The following is a 19,784-nucleotide window of genomic DNA, read 5'->3' as shown; positions in this document are numbered from 1 at the left end:
CTACCGGCGACGCCAGTCACGATTGCCCGCCACCACCATGTCGCGCATGCCCTGATACGCCGTGGTCAGGCCGGCCCGCACCTCGCCTCCGTAGAAGCTCGCCGCTTCGGGGATGACCACGTCGAACCCATCGGCGAAATACTTGCCACGTACGTGCTCGGGACTGGACCATTTGCCCCACATCAGGATCCGCGCCATCGACCAGAGCGTGAACGGGCCGGATGGGCACCGGCGATCCGGATCGAGGATGTCCCAGAATTGCGGCGCCAGGTTGCTGTCGCGCAGCGCTTCGTAGATCCGGCCGCAGGCCTCACCCGCGGTGATCTCCTTGTCCCGATAGGCGTGCACGGCCGCGCGGGCCCGGCCGAACATCGCCGCACAATGCGGGTTGTCGATTCCCTGGAGACCGCGATACGGCGCTTGCTCGAGCGCGTCGAACACGAGACGGTTCTGCGTCCGGTCGAACGCGAACCCGGCCTGCATCTGCCCGTTCACGCCGTACAGCGTGCCGAGCATCCACACCCGGAACCACGCGTTCCACAGGTCGAAATCACCGAACGCGACGTAGGAGCAGTCGACCAGGTCGTCGTAGTAGCCGAAGGCACGTTTGACCCATGTCTCGACGTATTCGAATCGTTCCCGGGAGAAGTCGTTCTCCCGCACCGCATCGATCAACCGGTGCCCCAGCGAATTCAAGGCCATGACGGTCACGGCCAGGCCGCTGGAGAACAGCGGATCGATGAAATCGGAGGCATGGGGCAGCAGGCACCACCGATCGCCGGCCAGCTGACGGGAGGCGAACTGATTGCGCTGGGAGGCGGTATACGGGCGCACGGCCCTGGCATTGGCCAGTTGCCGATGGAAATCCGGGAAACGCCGCACATGTGCCCAGAACTCGTCCTCCGGCGATTCATCGCCCGGCGGGTATCGGTCGAGGTCGAGGTTGATGCCGACCGAGCACAGCCTGCTGGTCGAACTGACGTGGTTGTCGAACGGGATCACCCAGGCCCAGCCGCCCTCGAACAGATGGTGCAGCGTGCCCTGGGAGAACGGGCTCGGCATGCCGTGATCGCGGCGGCGGCCCGCGATCCGGTCGAAGGGTTCGACGCCGGTCAGGTGGGTGAAGATGGTTCGAGTCCGGGTCCGGTACGGCGGATCGGTGCGCAGGCCCAGCGTCTCGCCGAGCACGCTGCGCATTCCACCCGCGTCGACGACGTACTTGACGCGATACCGGTTGCCGTCAGCGGTATTCACCACTGCCGCATCGCTGTCGAAATCGACGCCGGTCACGGGCCGGTAGGTCATTCCGGTCGCGCCGTAGGACAGGGCCACCTGGTAGACGTAGGCATCCACATCCTGGCGGAAGAAGTGTGAATCGGGACCCAATGGCGGCCCCCAGGTCGGGTACTGGGTGCACTGGTCGGGCCGGAATCGTTCGCCTTCCTGGTGGTAGACGAAGCTGAAGTTGCGCTTGACCCCGCAGGCTGTGCTGACGGTGCGGCGCAACTTGCCGTGCGAGGACAGGTTCTCCAGCTCCGGAACGTCATAGCGGCGGGCGAGATTGCGCAGTCCCATGATCGTTTCGGGGACCGTGGATTCGCCGATGGCGAACCGCGGATGGCCACCGGCTTCGATGATGACGACCCGGACCTGGTGGCGGGCGAGGATCGCGGCCAAGGCGGAGCCGCCGATACCGCCGCCGACGATCGCCACATCGAAGTCGGTCCGGGAATCGGTGGTGGGGGCAGCTTTCGGTGTCACGGTTGCTCCTGTGTCTGTCGTTCGAGCCGCGAGCGGCTCATCTGGGCCCGCGGAGATCTGCCGGCCAACCGCAGTCCGGTCCGGTCGGAGTAGTCGAGAAATCTGAGGTAGGCGCGCACGCCGGTGCCACGGGCCAGCGCGGTCGGAACCGGCTGCGCCCCGGAACGGCTCCAAGGCAGGCGCGGCTGGGGACCGCCGGTCAGCGTCTCGGCGAAACGCCAAGCGGTGTCCACCGACATGGCGAACCCGTGCCCGCACCAGGCACCCGCGTAGAAGCACCCGTCCTGGCCGGGCACGGGCCCGACCACCGGCAATCGGTCGGTGCTGCTGGCGGTGAGCCCGGACCAGCGGGCCGCGACCTCCACTTCCGCCAACGAGGGAAAACGTTGGAGCAGTTCGTGATCGATGCGTCGTTGCACGGCCGCGGAGCGTGCGTCGTCGACCGCCGGCTTACCGGTGGGCACCAGCGCCGGGCCGCCGCCGAACACCAGCCGTCGATCCGCGGTCATCCGGTAGTAGTTGAAGAAATTGCGCTGGTCGATGATGCCGCCGCGGCCGGCCCAGCCGAGACCCGCCACCTGCGCATCCGACAGTGGCTCGGTGGCCAGCAGATGAGTGCGCAACGCGACCACCGACGTCCGCATCGGGTTGAGCCGGTCGGCGTATCCGTCGACGGTGTAGAGCACCCGGCGCGCGGTCACCACACCCGAGGCGGTCGTCAGCTTCGGTGCGCGGCCGGAGCAATCCACCGACTGCACGTGACTGTTCTCGTAGACCATGACTCCGCGTGCGCGCAGCGTTGCCACGAGGCCGGCCAGCAGCCGGTACGGGTCGATGACCATGGCGTCGTCGTAGGAGAACCCGGCCGCGTAACCGTGGCCGGCCGCGGCGATCAGCTCGGTGCCGGTCAGTCGCCGGACCGGGCGGCCGAGCTCGGCGAGAACCCGCAGGTGGGCGTTCATCCGGGCGCGTTGGCGTCCGGTGAGGACGGTCAGCGTGTGCGGTTCATCGCGTGCGTCGCAGTCGATGTGCTCGCTCTTGATGAGTTCGCGCAGCAATCGCACGCCGTGCTGCGACGCGTCGAAGGCCGCCAGGGTGCGGGCGTCGCCGATCCGCCGGCGCAGCCGGGGCAGCGGGATGCTGAGACCGGGCGAAACGATGCCGGTGCTGCGGCCGGTCGCGCCGGCACCGACGAAACCGGCCTCCAGCACCACGATGGTCATGTCGGGCCGGGCGATGCTCGCGTAGTAGGCCGTGGCCAAGCCGGCCAGCCCCCCACCCACGATCGCAAGGTCGGCGTCGTGGCCGCCGGACAGCGGCGGGTGCCCGGCGGCCGCGCCAACGCCGCGCGGCCACCAGATCGGATCATTACTCATGTCCGCAGCAGTGCGAACGATTGGCTGTGCCATAGCAGCGGCCTTCCTGAATCGGTTTCCAACGCAGCGATTTCGCCGACCACCACCACGTGGTCGCCATAGGTCCGGGTGTCGGTCAACGCGCACACCGCCCACGCCATCGGATCGGCGAGCACCGGGACGCCGAGCACGCGCCGATAGGCGTGCACGGCGAACCGCGGCGCCGAGGGTGAGGCGAAATCCCGGGCCAGCGCCTGCTGATGCTCGGCCAGCAAGGCGACCCCGAACCGGCCGCTGTCTTCGATCGCCGACAACGTCGCCGACCCGACGGCCAGGCAGGCGAGCAGCAGCGGTGGCCGCAGCGACAGCGACGTCACCGACGAGGCCGTCATCCCGGTGGGGCCGTCGGTGCCCTGCGCCGAGATCACCGCGACCCCGGCGGCCAGCTTCCGGTACAGCCGCAGATAGCGATCGGAGTTGCCGGGTGTGGTCATCGCGATCATCCCGACGCGCGTGCCACGAGCCGGTCCTCGAATTCGGCGAACTCGGGAATCGGATGCTTCGGTTCGAACGGAACCTCGAAGGATTTGATGAAGCTGCCGAACAGCGCCCGGTCACCGCAGAGATGGATCGGGATGACCAGCAGCGCCCATTCGAAGCCGAAGACGAGCACCCACAGGCCGATGACGATGCCCTGGGTGGTGAAGCTGTGCATGACGTTGTAGAGGACGTAGTAGGCCCTCGGCACGGATCCCGTGCGGATGTGCTGGTACAGGCCCGGCAGATAGCCGATGACGTCGATGTAGGCGAACAGGGCGATCGCGACCCACCAGCGCACCTCACCGAGATGCAGCAGGAACGCGACCGTGCAGATCGCCGTCGCGACGCCGTATTCGAGGCGCAGCAGCAGGTAGGCGGTCCGGGTCGCGAAACGGTTGGCCTGGTCCATGTCAGTCCCCGTCCCCGGTTGTGCCCAGGCCCGGTGCGACCAGGGCCATCCGCTGGGTGACCGCTGCCGCCACGGCCGGGTCGCCGACCACTTCGCAACCATCGAGCAGCCGGTGCAGCACGGTGGCGATGCCCTCCTTCAGCACCTTCTCGGCGATCGGCTCGAGCACACCGGCCAAGCTCGGGATCCCGAAATCGAAGCTCGCCTCGAAGGTGACCGTGCTGCCTGCGCCGGCGGGCTGGACCTGCCAGACGCCGCGGAAGACGTGGAAGTCGCCGGTCTCCTGCTCGAAGACGATGCGGCGGCGTTCGTGCTGGAAGTAGTCGACCTCGGTCCAGCTCAACGGTCCGTTGCGGAAATAGACCTCCCAGTCGCTGGTGGATGACCGGTCGTCGGCGCCGGGACGCACGACGACCGACCGGACCTCGTCGACCAGCTCGGCGTAGGTGTCGAAATGCCGGATCGCGTCATAGGTGTGGTCGGCGTCCATGGTGTGTGTGCGAACTGTCAGTTTTGCGCTACGCAATGTGCTCACCTCAGGCTTCGGGATAGCGCTGTGCGGTCGTGCGAACCGCACGTTCGAACCGCTCCAGGAGTTGGTCGACCTCGTTGTCGCGAAGGACCGCAGGCGGTGTGAGTCGCACGACCTGCGATGAGTTCAATGAGTGATTGGCGATGACCTGCTGTTCGGCGAGTGCCAACAGCAGATCCGCGGTCATGGCCGCGTCGGTGAACTCGATGCCGATCAGCAGGCCGCGCCCGCGGACACGGCAGACGGTGCCGGAGAAGTGTTCACCCACAATGGTTTCGATGCCGGGCAGCAGCCGTGTGCCGAGCTCGGCCGCCCGTGCGACCAGGCCGTCGTCGTCGATGGCTTGGATCGCGCCGCACACTGCCGCCATTGCCAGCGGTGCGGCCGAGAAGGTCGAGGTATGCAGAAACGGGTCGCGATCCAACGGCGCGTAGACGGTTTCGGAGACGATCGCCGCCGACACCGGAACCACGCCGCCGCCCAGCGACTTCCCGGTCAGTACGATGTCGGGCCTGCGCACCTCGTCCGCGGCCCACCAGCTGCCGCAGCGGCCCAAACCCGTTTGGATCTCGTCGATCACCAGCAGCGCACCGAATTCCGCGCACAACGCGGACACGGCGGACAGGTATCCGGCCGGCGGGACGATCACACCGGCTTCGCCCTGAACCGGCTCGACGATCACGCAGGCCCGCCCCGGGTGCTCGCGCAGCTCTGTCCGCAGCGCGCCGATGTCGCCGTACGGGACATGGCTGACATCCGGCAGTAGCGGCCGGAAAGGATCCTGGAACATCGGCTTCCCGGTGACCGACAGGGCCCCGAGAGTTTTGCCGTGAAATCCGCCGTCCATCGACACCAGATGGTCGCGGCCGTTGAGCCGCGCGAGCTTGATCGCGGTTTCGACGGCTTCGGTGCCCGATCCGGAGAAATGGACGCGGGTCAGGCCGGGTGGGGATACCGCGATCAGGGCTTCGGCCGCCTGCGCCGCGGCCGGTTCCAAGAACATCCGGGTTCCCACGGGATGGGTGTGCAATTGCCGGTGCACGGCGTCGACGACCGCCGGGTGCCGGGCTCCCATGATGAAGACCCCGTACCCGCCGGCATTGAGGTAGTGCCTGCCGTCGGCCGTCCGTACCCAGGCGCCGGTGGATTCCACTTCGATCTGGCCGCCGAGCATTTCGCCCAGTCGCGCGCGACCGGTGCTGAGGCGCGAGCGATACACCTCGGCGATGCGGTTGTCCGTCAGCGGCGATTCGGTTCTGGTCATGGCGCCCTCACTCGACGAGCAGGGTCTCGCCGGAGAGCCCGGCCACCATGGCCGCCTCCATCGCCCGCCGGCCCGGTGGATGGAAGCGCACGCACTGACAGGCGGTAGCCAGGTAGCCGATGTCGGGTTCGGTGATGAACGCGATGCCGCCGAGCGCGGCCAGCGCTTGCACGGCCACGTTGGCGATCGCGTCGGCCGCGGCGTAGCGGGCGGTCAGGGCCTCGGTCAGGTCTCGGTTGCCGGTGCGCCCGTCGGCGAGCATGCCCGCGATCCGTTCGAGCAGCATGGCCGCGCTTTCGAGCCGGATGCCCAGCTCAGCGCGGTCGGCGGCGCTGGTCCGGTTCGCCGCGAAGACCCGCTCGACCAAACCGCTGGCCATCCCCAGATAACAGGCGGTGATCAGCATTTCGAACCAGATGAATCCGACCGTCTGGAGATCGTCCAGTTCGCCCTCGGGCCCGAATCCGGCCGGCACGATCAGCCGGTCGTCGACGAACACGTCGGTCAGCCGGACCTCGTCGCTTTCGGCGCCCGCGAGGATGGGTCCGGCCCAGAAGGGGTGCACGGAGATCCCTTGGGTATCAGCGGGAATCAGCACGACGACCGTCTCGTCGCCCTCGGGTTTGGAGACCGACACGCTCGCCGAGAGCAGGTCCATGGAGCGAGCCATGCTGCACGGCTTCTTCGAGCCGTTCACCAGGATCCCGCCCTCGCGCGGTGCACCACGCAGCGTGGGGGCCAGCACGCCCTGCCCGGGGTTGCCCTCGGCGAAACCGGAGCCCACGAGCATGTTGCTCGTCGCGATCCCTTCCAGCAGCGCCCACTCGAGGCCGCTGCTCTGCAGGCCCTCGGCGAGGGTGAAGATCGTCGCGACGGAGAAGTGGTGCATGGTCGACGCCACCGCCAAAGACGGTGCGCACGAGCCGATCACCCGGTTGATCTGCAGGGCTTCGCGTGGGGAGACGCCGAGGCCGGAGTAGGTCTGGGGAATCAGCAGCCCCGGTCCGCCGTGCTTGCGGAACAGGTCGAGGCCCGGGCTGCCCGCGACCTCGAGTTCGGTGAGCGGTAGTTCGGTCAATGCCTGATAGAAGCCCGGCAGATGCCGATCGCAGGTCGCGCGGGCTTCGTCCATGCTGTGCATTCAGTGCTCCTAGCGGTACCGTGGCGCGGTATTCGTGGTGACCACGGCGACACCCTGTAGATGGGTGGTTCTGAGCGCGGGATAGTTGGCCTCGCCGAAGGCACCGCCGGTGAAGCCGGTGCCGCCATGCGAAGGCAGCGGTGCGGAAAACGCGATATGGGAGTCGTTGACCTTCAGCAGGCCGCCGTTGACCACGTTGGCGAGATAGGTATCGATCACCGACTGGCTGCGGGCCCATAGCGAGTTGCGCAACCCGTACCGGTTGCTGTTGACGATCTCGATGAAGGCCTCGAGCAGGTTGTCGTCGGTGTCCTGCTCCGGCACGACGATCGGCAGCAGCGGAAAGAATGTCTCGTGCTGCACGGCGGTCACCTCGGCGGCGCGGTCGAGGCCATCGATCCGGATGACGGTGGGTTGGAGGAAATAACCGCTCGAGCCGGGCGAACCGTCGAGGTGCATTCCCTCACCGCCGGTCACCAACTGGGCGCCGTGCTCGAGTGCGTCGGAGAGATAGCGGTGGAACCGGTCGTGGCGCAGCACCGGTGACAGCAGCACACCCTCGGTGTCGGGATAGCCGGGCCGCATCGCCTGCGCCTTCTTGGCGACCAATCCGATGAGTTCCTCGGCGACCGACGGATGCACGAACACCCGGTTGGGGATCATGCACAGCTGACCGGATCCGAAGAAGCTCTCCAGCAACGCTTCTGACGCGTGGTCGAGATCGGCATCGTGCCAGACGACGACGCTGTCGTTGCCCGCCAACTCCAGAATCGGCTTCTTGCCCGCTTCGACGCAGCGCCGCTCGAACTCCAAACCGTTGTCGACGCTGCCGAAATACATGATGTCGTCGACGTGCGGGCTGTCCAGCCAGGCCTGGAGTACCGGTTCCGGATCGGCACAGACCGCGTTGATCGTTCCCGGCGGAGCCCCGACCTCGTCCAGGGCTTTGCCGACCAGATCCCGCACCGCCCACATCGTGCCCAGCGGGCCGGACCTCGGCGCCCGCACCACCGCGGCATTGCCTGCCACGATGCTCAGCGCCGCACCGAAAACCGAACTCGACAAAGGCGCGTTGGCCGGCGGGTTCACGCAGACGACGCCGTCGGGCATCCGGCGGATGATGTGGCGGCGGCCTTCGCGTTCGAACTCGGTGATCAGCTGGTTGCGGTAGTACGCGCCGGAGATCGGGCTGCATGCTTCCAGCCATCCGCTGATCTCCCAGCGCGCGAGCTCCAGCGGATGGCCTTCGCAGGTCATCAGCTGTTCGATCCGGTCGGTGTTGGCAATTACGTTGGCGCGCAGCCGTTCCAAGAGCTGATCGACTCGCACGTCCAGCGGGGTGGCGCGCCAGTGCGCGGCGGCGCGCGCGGCGGCCCGTAGCGCGTCCTCGATGACCGGCGGTTCGGCGATGGCGACCCGGCCGGCGAAGATGTCACCGGTGGCGGCGGTGGGTTCGAGTTCCCCGCTGTCCAGCCGGCGTTTGCGGGTCAGCACACTGAACGAATCGTCCAGCACCGATCGTGCCGTCGGCACATACGTCCATCGCTGCCCGGGAAGGTCCTGGCCCTCGACATAACTCCCGTAGGACGGAATGCCGATTCCGGAGCCAATTGTTGTCATGCTCACACCACCTCTAATTCGGCAGCAGTCACTGTTTTCGAGCAGATTCGACTCGATGGTGTGGACAGTATCGGGACGTGATGAAACCGCACTGACTGAAGCGTTCGATTGAACTCAGCACAGCGTCAGTGGGGCTCGGTCGTGATCCGTCACAATTGACATAGCCGGTACCCGTCAATAGCGTGGTCGGTTGGGAGACGGCGCCGTCGGACGGGTGCGATGCTTGATTTCTGATACGGGGGCCAGGTGAATATCCGGGTTGAGTTCTTCGGGTCGTTGACCCTTATCTCTGATGGAATTCGAATATCTATCGACGGCCAGGTCTTGCGCAGTATCGTCGCCATCATCGCGGCCCGGCAGGGCAACCCGATCGGACGCGACGAGCTCATCGAAGAACTCGGTTTGGCGGCGACGTCACGGAACGCGGCGAATGCGCTGCATGCGCACATCGCCCGGCTGCGCAGATCGCTCAAGGCGCAGGGTGTTTCCGCAAATCTGATCGAGACCCGGGGTGCGGCCGGCTACCGGATCGCGGTAGGCCGGGACGATATCGATACATTTCGCTTCCTGGATGGCGTGCACCGGGCATCGGAAATCGCTCCATCCGCTCCTCTCGTCGTTTCGGAAATGCTGGAAGATGCGCTTCGGCTATGGCGGCGAGGCCCCTTTCTCGACGTGGCCGACAGTCCGTTCATTCGCGCGATGTCCGAGGACCTGCATGCGGCGAGATCGGTCGCGCAAGAGCTGCTGCTGGACGCCTGGATCGAATTGGAACGATACGACCGCGTTATTCTCGACGGCCGCCGATTCGTGTCCGAGAATCCGCTGCACGAACCGATGTGGGAATCGCTGATCTCCGGATTCCGCCGGGCCGGGCGTGATGCCGACGCCGTCGCGTCCTATCTGCAGTTGAAAAGAATTCTGCGGGACGAGCTCGGAATATCGCCGAACGAACGGCTGGCCCGTACGGTGCGCGATCTGGACTGCGCCTGAGGCGTCGTTGCCTCGGTAGCTCATTCCGCTACCACCTTCGCCGCCACGTCGCGGTCCTCGGCTGCTCGTTTCGGTGGGGTCGAGGTGACGGTGTCTTCCTCGGTGAAGCCCCAGCGGGCGTGCCAGCGGGCCAGGGGTGCGGGGGCCCACCAGTTGAGGCGGCCCATCAGGCGCATGGTGGCCGGGACCAGCAGGGGGCGGACGAGGAAGGCGTCGAGGGCTACGCCGACCGCGAGGCCGATGCCGAGGCCGCGCATGAACGAGACCTGGCCCGCGCTCATCGCGATGAAGACGAAGATCATCACGGTGGCGGCGGCGGTGACGATGCGTCCGGTGCGGGCCAGGCCGAGGGCCACGGCGCGTTCGTTATCCGCCGCGGTCCGTGGGCTTTTGAGCCATTCCTCGCGGATCCGCGACAGCACGAAGACCTCGTAGTCCATGGCGAGGGCGTAGGCGACGCAGGCCAGCAGGGGTGGGATGAACGCGGTGAAGTATCCCGTCGCGGTGGTGCCCGCGGCGTCGAGATGGCCGTCCTGGAATATCCAGACCAGCACGCCGAAGCCGGCGCCGAGCGACAGCAGATTCATCAGCAGCGCCTTGATCGGCAGGATGACGCTTCCGGTCATGAGGAAGATCAGCACGAACGTCATCACGGCGATGACGATCAGCACGTGCGGTGTGTGATCGGTGATGCCCGCGACATTGTCGATATTGCGCTGAGCCAGGCCGCCGAATTGGGTGGGTGCCGGCGCGGGCACCGCGTCGAGGTCCTTCAGTTGTTGCCTGCCGGCATCCGAATACGGATCCAGCGTGGTGCCGACGCTCAGATAGGCGGCGTCGCCGAGTTGCGCGGAATCGTAGGTCGCCGCGGTGATGCGGCTGCCGTGCCGGTAGGTGCCATCGGGTGCGGCGACGGTGGTGACCTCGGGTACCCGCGACAATGCGGCCGCGTATTCGGCGATCTCTCCGGAATCGCCTGCCCCGTCGGGCATTACGACGTAAACCGTGCCCGCCAGATTCTGGTCGAAGTCGGTGCGCAATATCTCGCCCGCCTGCCGGGCCGACGCGGTGTCCGGCAGCACACGTTCATCGGGATAACCGAGTTTCATGCCGAGTGCGGGCAGCGTGAGTACGAGCAGTATCGCCCCGACGGCGAGTGCGACCGGAAGTGCGTGGCGAGTCGCGAACACGGCGGTGCGGTACCACCGATTGTCCGTCGAGGTCGTATCGCTGACGGTGCGGCCGAAGATTCGCGCGATCGGCCGCCGCAGGTCGAGGGTGTCGATCCGGCGGCCGAGCAGGACCAGCAGCACAGGCGTCACCAGCAGCGAGCCGATCAAGGAGAAGGCGACGCTCACCAGGCCGGCGTAGGCCAGCGAACGCACCAGGTATTGCGGAAACACCACCATCGCCGAAATGGTCAGCGCGACAGTCAAAGCGGAGTAGGTGACGGTGCGTCCCGCGGTATTCATGGTGCGGATGAGCGCCTCGCCGGGCGGGGCGTCGCCCGCGATTTCCTCGCGATACCGGCTGACGATGAACAGCGTGTAATCGATGGCCAGCGCCAGGCACAGCGCGGTCGCCAGATTGATCGCGAACACCGAGACGCCGGTGAATTCCCCGATCAGGCTCAGCGCCGCCGAGGAGGCCGCGACCGCGCCCGCGGCGACGACCAGCGGCAACGCGGCCGCGATCGCGCTACCGAAGATCCATACCAGGGCGACGAAGGTGAGCGGGAAGGCGATGGCCTCCATCAGCAGCAGATCGGATTTCGATTGATGCCCGCCCTCGGAGTAGGTCATGGCCTGCCCGCCCGCGGCCACGTGGACGCCGTCACGGGTGCCGATGAGTGGCTCGGCCAGATCGTGCGAGCGGACCGTCGCCTGCTCGTCGTTTCCCGCGATGCGCGCGACGACCAGGCCGGTGCGGTCGTCGTTGCCGCGCAACGAAGCGTTCAGCGGTTCCGGTGCGGCCCAGTAGGACAGGATGTTGCGGGCGTAGGGCGAGTTGCCGAGCGCCGCGGTGATCGTGTCGGCGCGGGCGCGGGTGGCCGGGCTGTCCACGCCGGCTTCGCCGGTCACGGTGAACACGATGGTGTAGCCGCCCGCGCCGAACACCTCTTCCAGGGCGCGGTCGGCGCGGGCGGATTCCGAATCCGGAACGTCGTATCCGGCCGCGGGCAGTTGCAACCCGGCGGGCAAGCCGTAGACCCCGGCGGCGAGCGCGCAGACGAATGCGCTGATCAGCACTGCCCGTGGCGCGCGCAGCGCCAAGCGGGCGATTCGTGTCAACAGCATCGCGCGGCCCATGTGTACCCCCGGGGTCGAGGACGGCGGTCTATTCGCCGACTTGTAGTCGGTTAACATACTCTCAGTATGTCAGCTGGTCAAGGTCCTGTTCAGCGGATTCATCGACACCGGAATGCGCATGCCCTGCTTCCACATCACCGCTGCCCGCGAATCGGGCCGTTCGCGCGCCTCCCGGCGCATGGCGGCGAGAAACACGTCGGAGAATCCGTCGCGCGGGTGGGCGCGCAGGATCTCGGCCAGCAGCGGCCGTGGCAGATCGCCGATCCGGGAACCGGCGACGTCGAGGTGGGCGGCCGCGTGCAGCAGGTGTGCCTCCACGCCCTGTGCCGGATCCACCGCGACATCCATATGCAGCGCGATGGCATCGTCGACGAGACCGGCGAGTTCGGTCGACGCGCCCCACGTCATCAGCCGCTCGCGCGCCACCGCCCCGCCGTGCACCGCGAAACACGGCGACTGATCCGGGGCCGGCCGGTACCGGTCGGTGAGTCCGATGTCGTGCAGCAGCGCCGCCACATAGAGCGCTTCCGGGTCGAATCGAAGGCCGTCCAGCTGGGCGAAGGCGGCGCCGAAGTACCAGCAGCGCAGGCAGTGCTGATGGAGTTCCCCGCCGTAGACGGCTTCGGCCAGCTCGACCGCCTGCCGGGTGAGCTTGCTGTCCGGCGGTGCTTCGGGCAGCTCGACCGTGCCCGTGCGGCCGCCGGAGCCCAGCGCCGCCTTCACGACACCGGGCAGCCCCGCCAATTGCGCTGTGGCGGCGCGCCGTGCGAAACCGAGCTTCTGTTTGCGGTCCATCGCACCGCGTGGCCGGGATGAGTACTCAGACACCAGATACCTCCGCTTGATGTGGTCAGATCGAATTGGTAATCCGTAGCAGCTGCCAGACCGAACTCGGCCGCGGCCCGCCACTGAAGGCGAGGTACTCCGGTTCGATGACCTGGGGGGCCCATTTCAACTTGAACGCCTGCTGGGTTCGGGCCGGATAGACGACACTGCCGCGTTCGGCCAGCACACCGATCATCGACCGCACGAATCGGCTGGCATGGGCCTGGCCGGTGTCGTCGATGCCGGCGAACGGCGTGAACCCGAGGTGCAGCCAGGACGCGCCTTCGTCTCGGAAGGCCTGCAAGGCAGTGAAATTGATCAGTTCGATGGTGCCGACCGAGCTGTCGGGCACGCGCCGGGTCAGGTCGTAGAGCCATCCGGGCCGCGCGCCGTAGGCGGGGGAGTAGGACACGTAGCCGGTGATCCGCCCGTCGCGTTGGGCGATGAACAGGCGCCGTTGGTCCGACCCGCGGCCGCCGCGCTGGCCCACCATGAAGTCGAGTTTCTTCACGTGCCAGCCCTTGGCGCGCAACCACTGCCGATCGATCTCGTCCAACTCGTCGGCGTAGCGGTCGTCGGTGATCTCCAGGACGGTAGTGCCTTCGCGCTTGGCTCGTGAGATGTTCTGGCGCACCTTGGCCAGCGGCTTGCCCTTGCTGGTGAATGCCGACAGGTCGATCGAATACGAACAGCCGAACTGGTTGACGGTGAACCCGTGCCCGGCGAACAGCTCGATGTCATCCGGGCGCAACTGGGCCACCACCGCCTTCTTCCGGCCGACGACATCACGCAGAAACCTCGACAGCAGCCGGCTACGGTGCTGCGCCGGCGCGAACGCACCGCCGAATACCAGGATCGTGCGGCCGCGGCGCCGATACGGGACGATGCCGGGCAGATCGTCGGCGACGTAATGCTCGAAGTCGTCATTGCAGGCAATGAACGCACTGGGATGGTCGGCGTAGGCGGCGATCCGGTCGATCACCGTCGCGTGGTCAGGGGCTGTTCCGATTGATTTTCCGGTGGGCATCGTCATCCTCCAGGCTTCGACAGCGGCCGTTCGGATACAGCGTGATCGGCACCGCTGACGTGGCGCTGATCTGTGTCGGCGGCGCCGGGTCGGGCCATCCGGAGGGTGGTGGCGACCGTGGCAAGGACGGCGGCCGGAGCGAGCAAAGCGAGTCCGGGCAGGGGCGGGCCCGCGGCGCAGGCAGCGGCGACGACACCGCACGCCACCGCCCAGCCGACCGCGCGACTCGACCACGGTAGGGACAGCGGAAAGTGCAGGCAGGCCACTGAATACACGGCGGCGCCGATTCCGCCGGCGAGAGCCGCGGCGATCGTGGTCCCGGAGGTAGCCAGTGCCGCCGCTGTCGACAGCACCGCGGCATGGGCGTACGCCGGCCGCCGGGTGCCCAGCACGGCGAGACCGGCGATGAGGGCGGCCATGGCCAGGGCGGTGGCGTCACCCGGCGACGCGACGGTGGCGATCATGGGCGCTGCCGCAGCCACGGCGACGGTGTCGGAGCGCATCATCGTGGGCTCCGTCCCGCGAGAAGCCGGCCGGTCAGCGCGTCGCCGAGGCGAATGCCGTCCTGCCAGCCGATCACCTCGACCCCGATGGTGGCCATATCGCGGTACATCGACGCCCGCTCGAGCGTCCACAGCCGGCCGACCAGTGCATCGGCCTCGTCGGAGAACGGCGCGTCCGCGGCCAGCAGATCGACTGCCGCCACCGCACTGCCGCGACGCCGCAATTCGATGAGGGCGAGCGCGAATCCGGTGTCGATGAGTGTGGAGAACGCCACGACGGAAGCGCCGTGCGGGACCGCACCCGGCGGAGCCACCGTGCCGGAACCGCGACGGCAATTCGGATAACCAGGGTCGAGCAGGCAGGTGAGGATCTCGTGGAATTGCTGACGTCCGCCGCGCGCGGGCACCCAGCGCGGCGCGGGATCCAGACACACCACACCGACGCGATCACCAGCCCGCAGTGCCGCTCGGACTATCTCGGCAGTGCCTCGGATGGCGCGATGAAAGGCATCGTCTCGACCGTCGCCCCGCAAGGCGTCGTCGAACAGGATCACCACATCGTGGCCGACTTCGGCGCGACGCTCGGTCACCTGGAGGCTCGCGCGGCGCGCGGTCGCACGCCAATTGATCGAGCGCAGGTCGTCGCCGTCCGCGTAGGCGCGGATGCCGCCGAATTCGGTCCCGGTACCGGTTCGCCGGGTGGGATGCATGCCGAGGCGGTGCCGGACCGAGGTGGTGGCGGGGGACATCGGCGCGCCGGCCGTCAGCGGGTAGACGTACAGGTCGCCGGTGTGCAGGACCACCGACCCGCGCAGCAACCCGCCATTGGCGGTCGCGACGGCTTCCACCCTGATCGGGAACTTTCCCGGCTGGTCGGCCGAGACGCGCACCGTCAGCCGGTTGCCCTCTCGGTCCTGTCGCTCGATCGACAGCCCGGGGCATTCGAGCACCGACGCGGCAACCTGGGCCTCGCCCGCCCGAGCCTCGATATCGAGCGACAGCTCGACCGATTCGGACTCCACACAGCGCACGATGTGCCGGTCCGGCCCATCCGAAGCATGCACTGCGATAAGCACTTCGGGTGACTTCCGTCCGGCCGCGACCACACCGAACAGGGGCGCGGCGAAGACGACAAGCTGCGGGCGCGCCAGCAGGATGGCCAACGCCGCGATGATCGCCGCCGTGGTCGCGATCGCGATCGCCGGTGGCGCCGACCGCCAGTTCTGCACCGTTCGTTCCGCCGTCACAGCCGGCCCATTCGCTCGACGATCGCCGTGAAGGTTTCTCGTCCCGGGCCTGCGCCACTCCGAGCGGCCTGGCCGGGATCGATCCACTGCCACAGCTGCGGGCCGAAATGGGTGCGTCCCAGCTCCGCGCGTTCGACGGCCGTCATCGTGGCCCGGTGCCCGAGGCACAGATGGAATTCCCGGGCCAGGTAGGGCCGTATCCGACGGTCCCAATCGGCCGCGGAACCCTCCGCATTGTCGACGAGCATCGCGGCGCGCGCCTGCCATCGATCCAGATACGGCGACTCCGGTGGTGAGGCGTCGGGGCGGACCCGGCCGCCTGCGGCGACGTGCATGACGACCACGGCGAGCCCCGCCAGCAGCACGACTGTGGCGGCGATCGGCAGCGCTCGCGGACTCGACACCAGCACCACCGCCTGGCCGGCCGCGATTCCCAGCAGGCACATGATCACGGTGCGATCAGCGATCAGCATCGCGCTCACCTGCCAGCTCGGACCTGATGCTGTCGAGCGCGGCGACTGCGCGCGCACGGTCGTGCTCGGTCATCGGATGCGTGCTGAACCGCGCTTCGGCGAACAACGACACCAGAGTGGCCGCGGTGGCCTTGCCGACGATGCCGCAGCCGACGGCTCGTCCCAGGACTTCCGAGGGCGTATCGGCGGCGTTCGGCGCGATGCGTGGGGTCCGGGCGAACTGCCGCTCGATCGCGCGATAGCAGGCCAGGATGCCCTCGCGCGGTGCCACTTCCGGATCGGCGATCTCCTCTGCGGCATTCGCGGTCGCGCGGGTCAGTGCGGTGCGTATCAGAGCCGGGGCCTGGACCGTTGAGTCGGCAGGCTCGCGGGTGCGGCCACGCCAGTTCTTGGCCTTCCCGACTACGACGGCACCGCCCGCGACCAGCACGAGAGCCACCGCGGTCGTGGCCGCCACCCGCAGGTCGGCCTCGTCCATACCCAGCGGGGTGGGCTCGGATGTCGCCGAACGGTGAGCGGGCACAGGGTCTTCCGATCGAGTGGGCTCCTGCTCGGTGCTGTCCCGGGATACCGGTGCCGGCAGGTGCTGCGCGATCAGGGCTCCGGCACCGACCGGCAGGGCCAGCATCAGGATCAGCAGTGCGCCGCCGATCACGAGATCGCGGAGTTCGCGGAGATCACGACGTTTCCGGGAACGCGGAAGTGCCGGACCCATCGGCACCCGCCGCGCGGGACGGCGGAGGAACGACACCAGCGACAACACCACCAGCGCGAGCGCAACGGCGGCGAGCAGCACCAGCGGCAGCGATGATTGCCGTGACAGGTCGGTGGTCCGATCGGCCGCGTCTTCGCGCCCGCCCGGGTATTCGCCGCGCACCGCGAGCGCCGTCGTCGCGACCAGGATCAGCACACCGGCCGGATAGGCCGCGGCGATGCGCCGCGTCCCCGCCTGCCGACCGGCCTGCTCGCTCAACGGCTGTCGACCGCCCCGGCCAGGCCCAATGCGCCCGCGGCCGATGCGGCCGCCTCGCGCAACCGGGGCGCCGGAGTGCGCGAGAGCACCTCGGCGACGATGGTGCGGCCCCGGATCCGCCGCATCCACGCCTCCGGCCGCAGCGACACCCGATGCGAGACCACCTCGGGCGCAACCGTTTTCACATCCTCGGGAATCACGAAATCCCGGCCTTGCAGCAGGGCGTGTGCCCTGGCGACCTGGAGCAGGTCGAGTTCGGCGCGCGGGCTGGCGCCGACCTCGACCTGCACATGGGTGCGGGTGGCGCGCACCAGCGCCACGATGTAGTCGAGGATGTCGTCGTCGACGTCCACTCGGCTCGTCGCGGCGCGCAGCCGGTCGACGGTGGCCGCGTCGGCGATCTGCCGCGGCCGGAACCCACCCGCAGCGCTCATGCGCTGGCGCAGCAGGGCCTTCTCCTGGGCCGCGGTCGAATACCCGAGGCCGAGGCACATCGCGAATCGATCGAGCTGCGCCTCCGGTAGCGGGTAGGTCCCCTCGTGCTCGATCGGATTCTGCGTCGCGATCACCAGGAACGGCGCGGGCAGCGGCCTGGTGACCCCATCGGTGCTGACCTGCCCTTCGGCCATGGCTTCCAGCAGCGCCGACTGGGTTTTCGGTGGGGTGCGGTTGATTTCGTCGGCGATCAGCACATTGGTGACGATCGGGCCGGGCCGGTATTCGAACCGCCCGGCCGCGGCGTTGTAGACGGTGGCGCCGACCAGATCGGCAGGCAGGAGGTCGGGAGTGAACTGCACGCGGGTGGTCTCGAGCCCGAGCACGGCCGCGAAGGTGCGCGCGATCGTCGTCTTCCCGAGGCCCGGCAGATCCTCGATCAGTACATGCCCACCGGCGAGGACGGCGGCCATGATCGACTGCACCGCCTGCTGCTTACCGACGATCACCCGGCCGATCTCGTCGAGGGCCTGGCGGATGATCGCCGCTTCCGGAACCGATCGTTGGTCCACTCCCGCGCTCCTTATCCGGACAACCGTGCCGAACCGACAGCGGTACCCCAGATCGCCAGCGACATCACCAGATTCGCGCTGACGATGACGATGATCGACAGCCGGATCGCCCGGCCCGCCGCCACACCGACGCCTTCGGGTCCGCCGGTCGCGAAGTACCCGTAGTAGCACTGGATGAAGATGCTCAGCGTCACCAGCACGATCACCTTGAGGATCGAATAGAACAGATCCGTCGGCACGGCGAAGATCTGGAAGTAGTGCTGATAGGTGCCGTCGGAGACGTCACCGACCACCGCGACGGTGAGGGCGGTGGAAATGAACGACACCGCCAGCGCGGCGACATACAACGGAATCGCGACGATGACGCTGGCGATGATCCGGGTCGTCACCAGGTACGGCATCGGGCGGATCGCGATCGATTCCAGTGCGTCGATCTCCTCCGAGACCCGCATCGCACCGAGCTGAGCGGTGAACCGGCAGCCCGCCTGCACGATGAACGCCTGCGTCGCCAGAATCGGGGCGATCTCCCTGGTACTACCGAGGGCGGAGATCGCGCCGGTGACCTGGCCGATGCCGAGAATGTCGAGGTTGGTGTAGGCCTCGATGCCGACCGTCATCCCGCCGAAGGCGCACATGGCCAGCATGACGCCCGCGGTGCCGCCGCCGGCGACCAGCGTGCCGTTGCCCCAGGAGATATCGGCGATCAGTCGCAGCACCTCGCGCGAATAGTTGCGCAGTGCGAGCGGAATGGCGGCCAGCGCCCGGACCAGGAAGAAGATCTTGTGCCCGGTTTCGGCCAGCAGCCGCGCGGGCAGGGCGAGCGCGCGCAGCGGGCGCAGCAGCGGTGGAGTATGTGTCGCGGCCATCGTCACCCCAGCTGACTCGGGACGACGGCGTTGTAGATCTGCGAGATCACCACATTGACGCCGAACAGCACCAGCGCCGATTGCACGACCGCCGCGTTGACCGCATTGGCGACACCGGCCGGTCCGCCCCGGGCGTGCAGCCCGTGATAGCCCGCGATGATCGCGGTGAGCGCGCCGAACAGGGCTGATTTGAAGAAGGCCAAGAGCAGATCGTTGGAACTGGCGAAGTCGACGAACGCTTGCAGGAACGACCCGGGCGTACCACCGTCGGCGTAGACGAAGAAGCCATAGGTGGCGGCGAATCCGACGAACACCACGAACCCGCACAACAGGGTGCTGATCAGCATGGCCGCCAGCAACCGCGGGCCGACCAGTCGTTGCAGCGGATCGACGCCCATGGTGCGCATGGCGTCGATTTCCTCGCGGATGGTGCGGGAGCCGAGGTCGGCGGCGATCGCGGAGCCGACCGCGCCCGCGATCATGATCGAGGTGACCAGCGGCGCACCCTGTTTGACCACACCGATGCCGACCGCCGCACCGACGAACGACTCCGCGCCGACCTGCTTGATCACCAAGCTGACCTGCAGCGATACGACGACGCCGACCGGAATGGCGACGATCATGGTGGGGATGGCGGAGACATTGGCCATGAATGCGCCCTGCCGCACGAACTCTCGCCAATGGAACCGGCCGCGCACGATCGCGAGCACCAGGCCGACGATCACCTCCCGCCCCATCGACATCTGGCGGCCGAAGGTTTCCAGTGCGCGCTTGGGGTGATCGTTCCAGAAGTCGGTGATTGCCGTCGCTGCCGACGGCCGGTCGGCGGTGGTCACCGGACGTGTCGCGACCCCGCCCTGCCCGCCGGACTCCGGACTGCGAGCCGGCGGTGAACCCGGCTGCGGTGCAACGGATTCCGTTGGGCCTGCGGTGGCTTGT

General features: G+C 67.9%; 19 protein-coding genes. 1 reads left to right on the top strand and 18 read right to left on the bottom strand.

From position 1 onward, the window contains the following. Genes NOCYR_RS25755 through NOCYR_RS25720 form a run of 8 tightly spaced genes read right to left on the bottom strand, consistent with a single transcriptional unit; the run spans window position 1 to window position 8,628 of the window. Window positions 1–1,761, bottom strand: coding sequence for an NAD(P)/FAD-dependent oxidoreductase (locus NOCYR_RS25755; protein WP_014353347.1), 1,761 nt, complete (start codon window positions 1,759–1,761; stop codon window positions 1–3). Continuing rightward, window positions 1,758–3,137: an NAD(P)/FAD-dependent oxidoreductase gene (locus tag NOCYR_RS25750; protein ID WP_014353346.1), complete on the bottom strand. Its 1,380-nt coding sequence runs from the start codon at window positions 3,135–3,137 to the stop codon at window positions 1,758–1,760. The genes NOCYR_RS25755 and NOCYR_RS25750 overlap by 4 nt, the downstream gene beginning before the upstream one ends. Further along, complete coding sequence (locus tag NOCYR_RS25745; RefSeq protein WP_197538400.1) at window positions 3,134–3,610, bottom strand: flavin reductase family protein; 477 nt, start codon at window positions 3,608–3,610, stop codon at window positions 3,134–3,136. Before NOCYR_RS25745 ends, NOCYR_RS25750 begins: the two co-directional genes overlap by 4 nt. Window positions 3,611–3,615: 5 nt before the next feature. Further along, on the bottom strand, window positions 3,616–4,065 hold the full coding sequence (locus NOCYR_RS25740) for a membrane protein (protein WP_014353344.1): 450 nt from the start codon (window positions 4,063–4,065) through the stop codon (window positions 3,616–3,618). Window position 4,066: 1 nt separating this feature from the next. Continuing rightward, window positions 4,067–4,555 (bottom strand): type II toxin-antitoxin system RatA family toxin, encoded by a 489-nt coding sequence (locus NOCYR_RS25735; protein WP_014353343.1) that lies wholly within the window; start codon window positions 4,553–4,555, stop codon window positions 4,067–4,069. Window positions 4,556–4,601: 46 nt separating this feature from the next. Continuing rightward, window positions 4,602–5,861, bottom strand: a complete 1,260-nt coding sequence (locus tag NOCYR_RS25730; protein WP_014353342.1) for an aspartate aminotransferase family protein — start codon at window positions 5,859–5,861, stop codon at window positions 4,602–4,604. A gap of 7 nt (window positions 5,862–5,868) precedes the next feature. Beyond that, window positions 5,869–7,002, bottom strand: a complete 1,134-nt coding sequence (locus NOCYR_RS25725; protein ID WP_014353341.1) for an acyl-CoA/acyl-ACP dehydrogenase — start codon at window positions 7,000–7,002, stop codon at window positions 5,869–5,871. Between the two features lie 9 nt (window positions 7,003–7,011). After that, complete coding sequence (locus tag NOCYR_RS25720) at window positions 7,012–8,628, bottom strand: aldehyde dehydrogenase family protein (RefSeq protein ID WP_370010919.1); 1,617 nt, start codon at window positions 8,626–8,628, stop codon at window positions 7,012–7,014. A 240-nt stretch (window positions 8,629–8,868) separates the two neighbouring features. Between NOCYR_RS25720 and NOCYR_RS25715 the strand changes: the two genes are divergently transcribed. Then, window positions 8,869–9,615: an AfsR/SARP family transcriptional regulator gene (locus tag NOCYR_RS25715; protein WP_081505515.1), complete on the top strand. Its 747-nt coding sequence runs from the start codon at window positions 8,869–8,871 to the stop codon at window positions 9,613–9,615. A 20-nt stretch (window positions 9,616–9,635) separates the two neighbouring features. On the opposite strand, the gene NOCYR_RS25710 is transcribed toward NOCYR_RS25715, so the two are convergent. The 10 genes from NOCYR_RS25710 to NOCYR_RS25665 form a co-directional block, all read right to left on the bottom strand. Then, window positions 9,636–11,924 (bottom strand): MMPL family transporter, encoded by a 2,289-nt coding sequence (locus NOCYR_RS25710; protein WP_014353338.1) that lies wholly within the window; start codon window positions 11,922–11,924, stop codon window positions 9,636–9,638. Between the two features lie 69 nt (window positions 11,925–11,993). Further along, window positions 11,994–12,752, bottom strand: coding sequence for an HD domain-containing protein (locus tag NOCYR_RS25705; RefSeq protein WP_231855991.1), 759 nt, complete (start codon window positions 12,750–12,752; stop codon window positions 11,994–11,996). 22 nt (window positions 12,753–12,774) lie between these two features. After that, window positions 12,775–13,776, bottom strand: coding sequence for a bifunctional lysylphosphatidylglycerol flippase/synthetase MprF (locus tag NOCYR_RS25700; protein WP_048833719.1), 1,002 nt, complete (start codon window positions 13,774–13,776; stop codon window positions 12,775–12,777). 2 nt (window positions 13,777–13,778) lie between these two features. Continuing rightward, the gene (locus tag NOCYR_RS25695; RefSeq protein WP_014353335.1) at window positions 13,779–14,282 is read right to left on the bottom strand and encodes a hypothetical protein; all 504 of its coding nucleotides are present in this window, start codon (window positions 14,280–14,282) and stop codon (window positions 13,779–13,781) included. Beyond that, window positions 14,279–15,526 (bottom strand): DUF58 domain-containing protein, encoded by a 1,248-nt coding sequence (locus NOCYR_RS25690; protein ID WP_048833718.1) that lies wholly within the window; start codon window positions 15,524–15,526, stop codon window positions 14,279–14,281. Before NOCYR_RS25690 ends, NOCYR_RS25695 begins: the two co-directional genes overlap by 4 nt. After that, a complete protein-coding gene (locus tag NOCYR_RS29840; RefSeq protein WP_158430214.1) occupies window positions 15,523–15,999 on the bottom strand; it encodes a hypothetical protein in 477 nt (158 codons plus the stop codon). The genes NOCYR_RS25690 and NOCYR_RS29840 overlap by 4 nt, the downstream gene beginning before the upstream one ends. Beyond that, entirely contained in the window at window positions 15,986–16,972 is a 987-nt protein-coding gene (locus tag NOCYR_RS25680) for a DUF4129 domain-containing protein (protein WP_014353332.1), read from the bottom strand. Before NOCYR_RS25680 ends, NOCYR_RS29840 begins: the two co-directional genes overlap by 14 nt. After that, a complete protein-coding gene (locus tag NOCYR_RS25675) occupies window positions 16,969–17,979 on the bottom strand; it encodes an AAA family ATPase (protein ID WP_014353331.1) in 1,011 nt (336 codons plus the stop codon). The genes NOCYR_RS25680 and NOCYR_RS25675 overlap by 4 nt, the downstream gene beginning before the upstream one ends. A gap of 11 nt (window positions 17,980–17,990) precedes the next feature. Continuing rightward, window positions 17,991–18,845, bottom strand: coding sequence for an ABC transporter permease (locus NOCYR_RS25670; RefSeq protein ID WP_048833717.1), 855 nt, complete (start codon window positions 18,843–18,845; stop codon window positions 17,991–17,993). A gap of 2 nt (window positions 18,846–18,847) precedes the next feature. Beyond that, window positions 18,848–19,681, bottom strand: coding sequence for an MlaE family ABC transporter permease (locus tag NOCYR_RS25665; RefSeq protein ID WP_014353329.1), 834 nt, complete (start codon window positions 19,679–19,681; stop codon window positions 18,848–18,850). Window positions 19,682–19,784: the final 103 nt, after the last annotated feature.

Source organism: Nocardia cyriacigeorgica GUH-2 (assembly GCF_000284035.1).
In the GTDB taxonomy this organism is placed as follows: domain Bacteria; phylum Actinomycetota; class Actinomycetes; order Mycobacteriales; family Mycobacteriaceae; genus Nocardia; species Nocardia cyriacigeorgica_B.
Note: the sequence above shows the minus strand (reverse complement) of the source record. Positions and strands in the feature narration are given on the sequence as shown.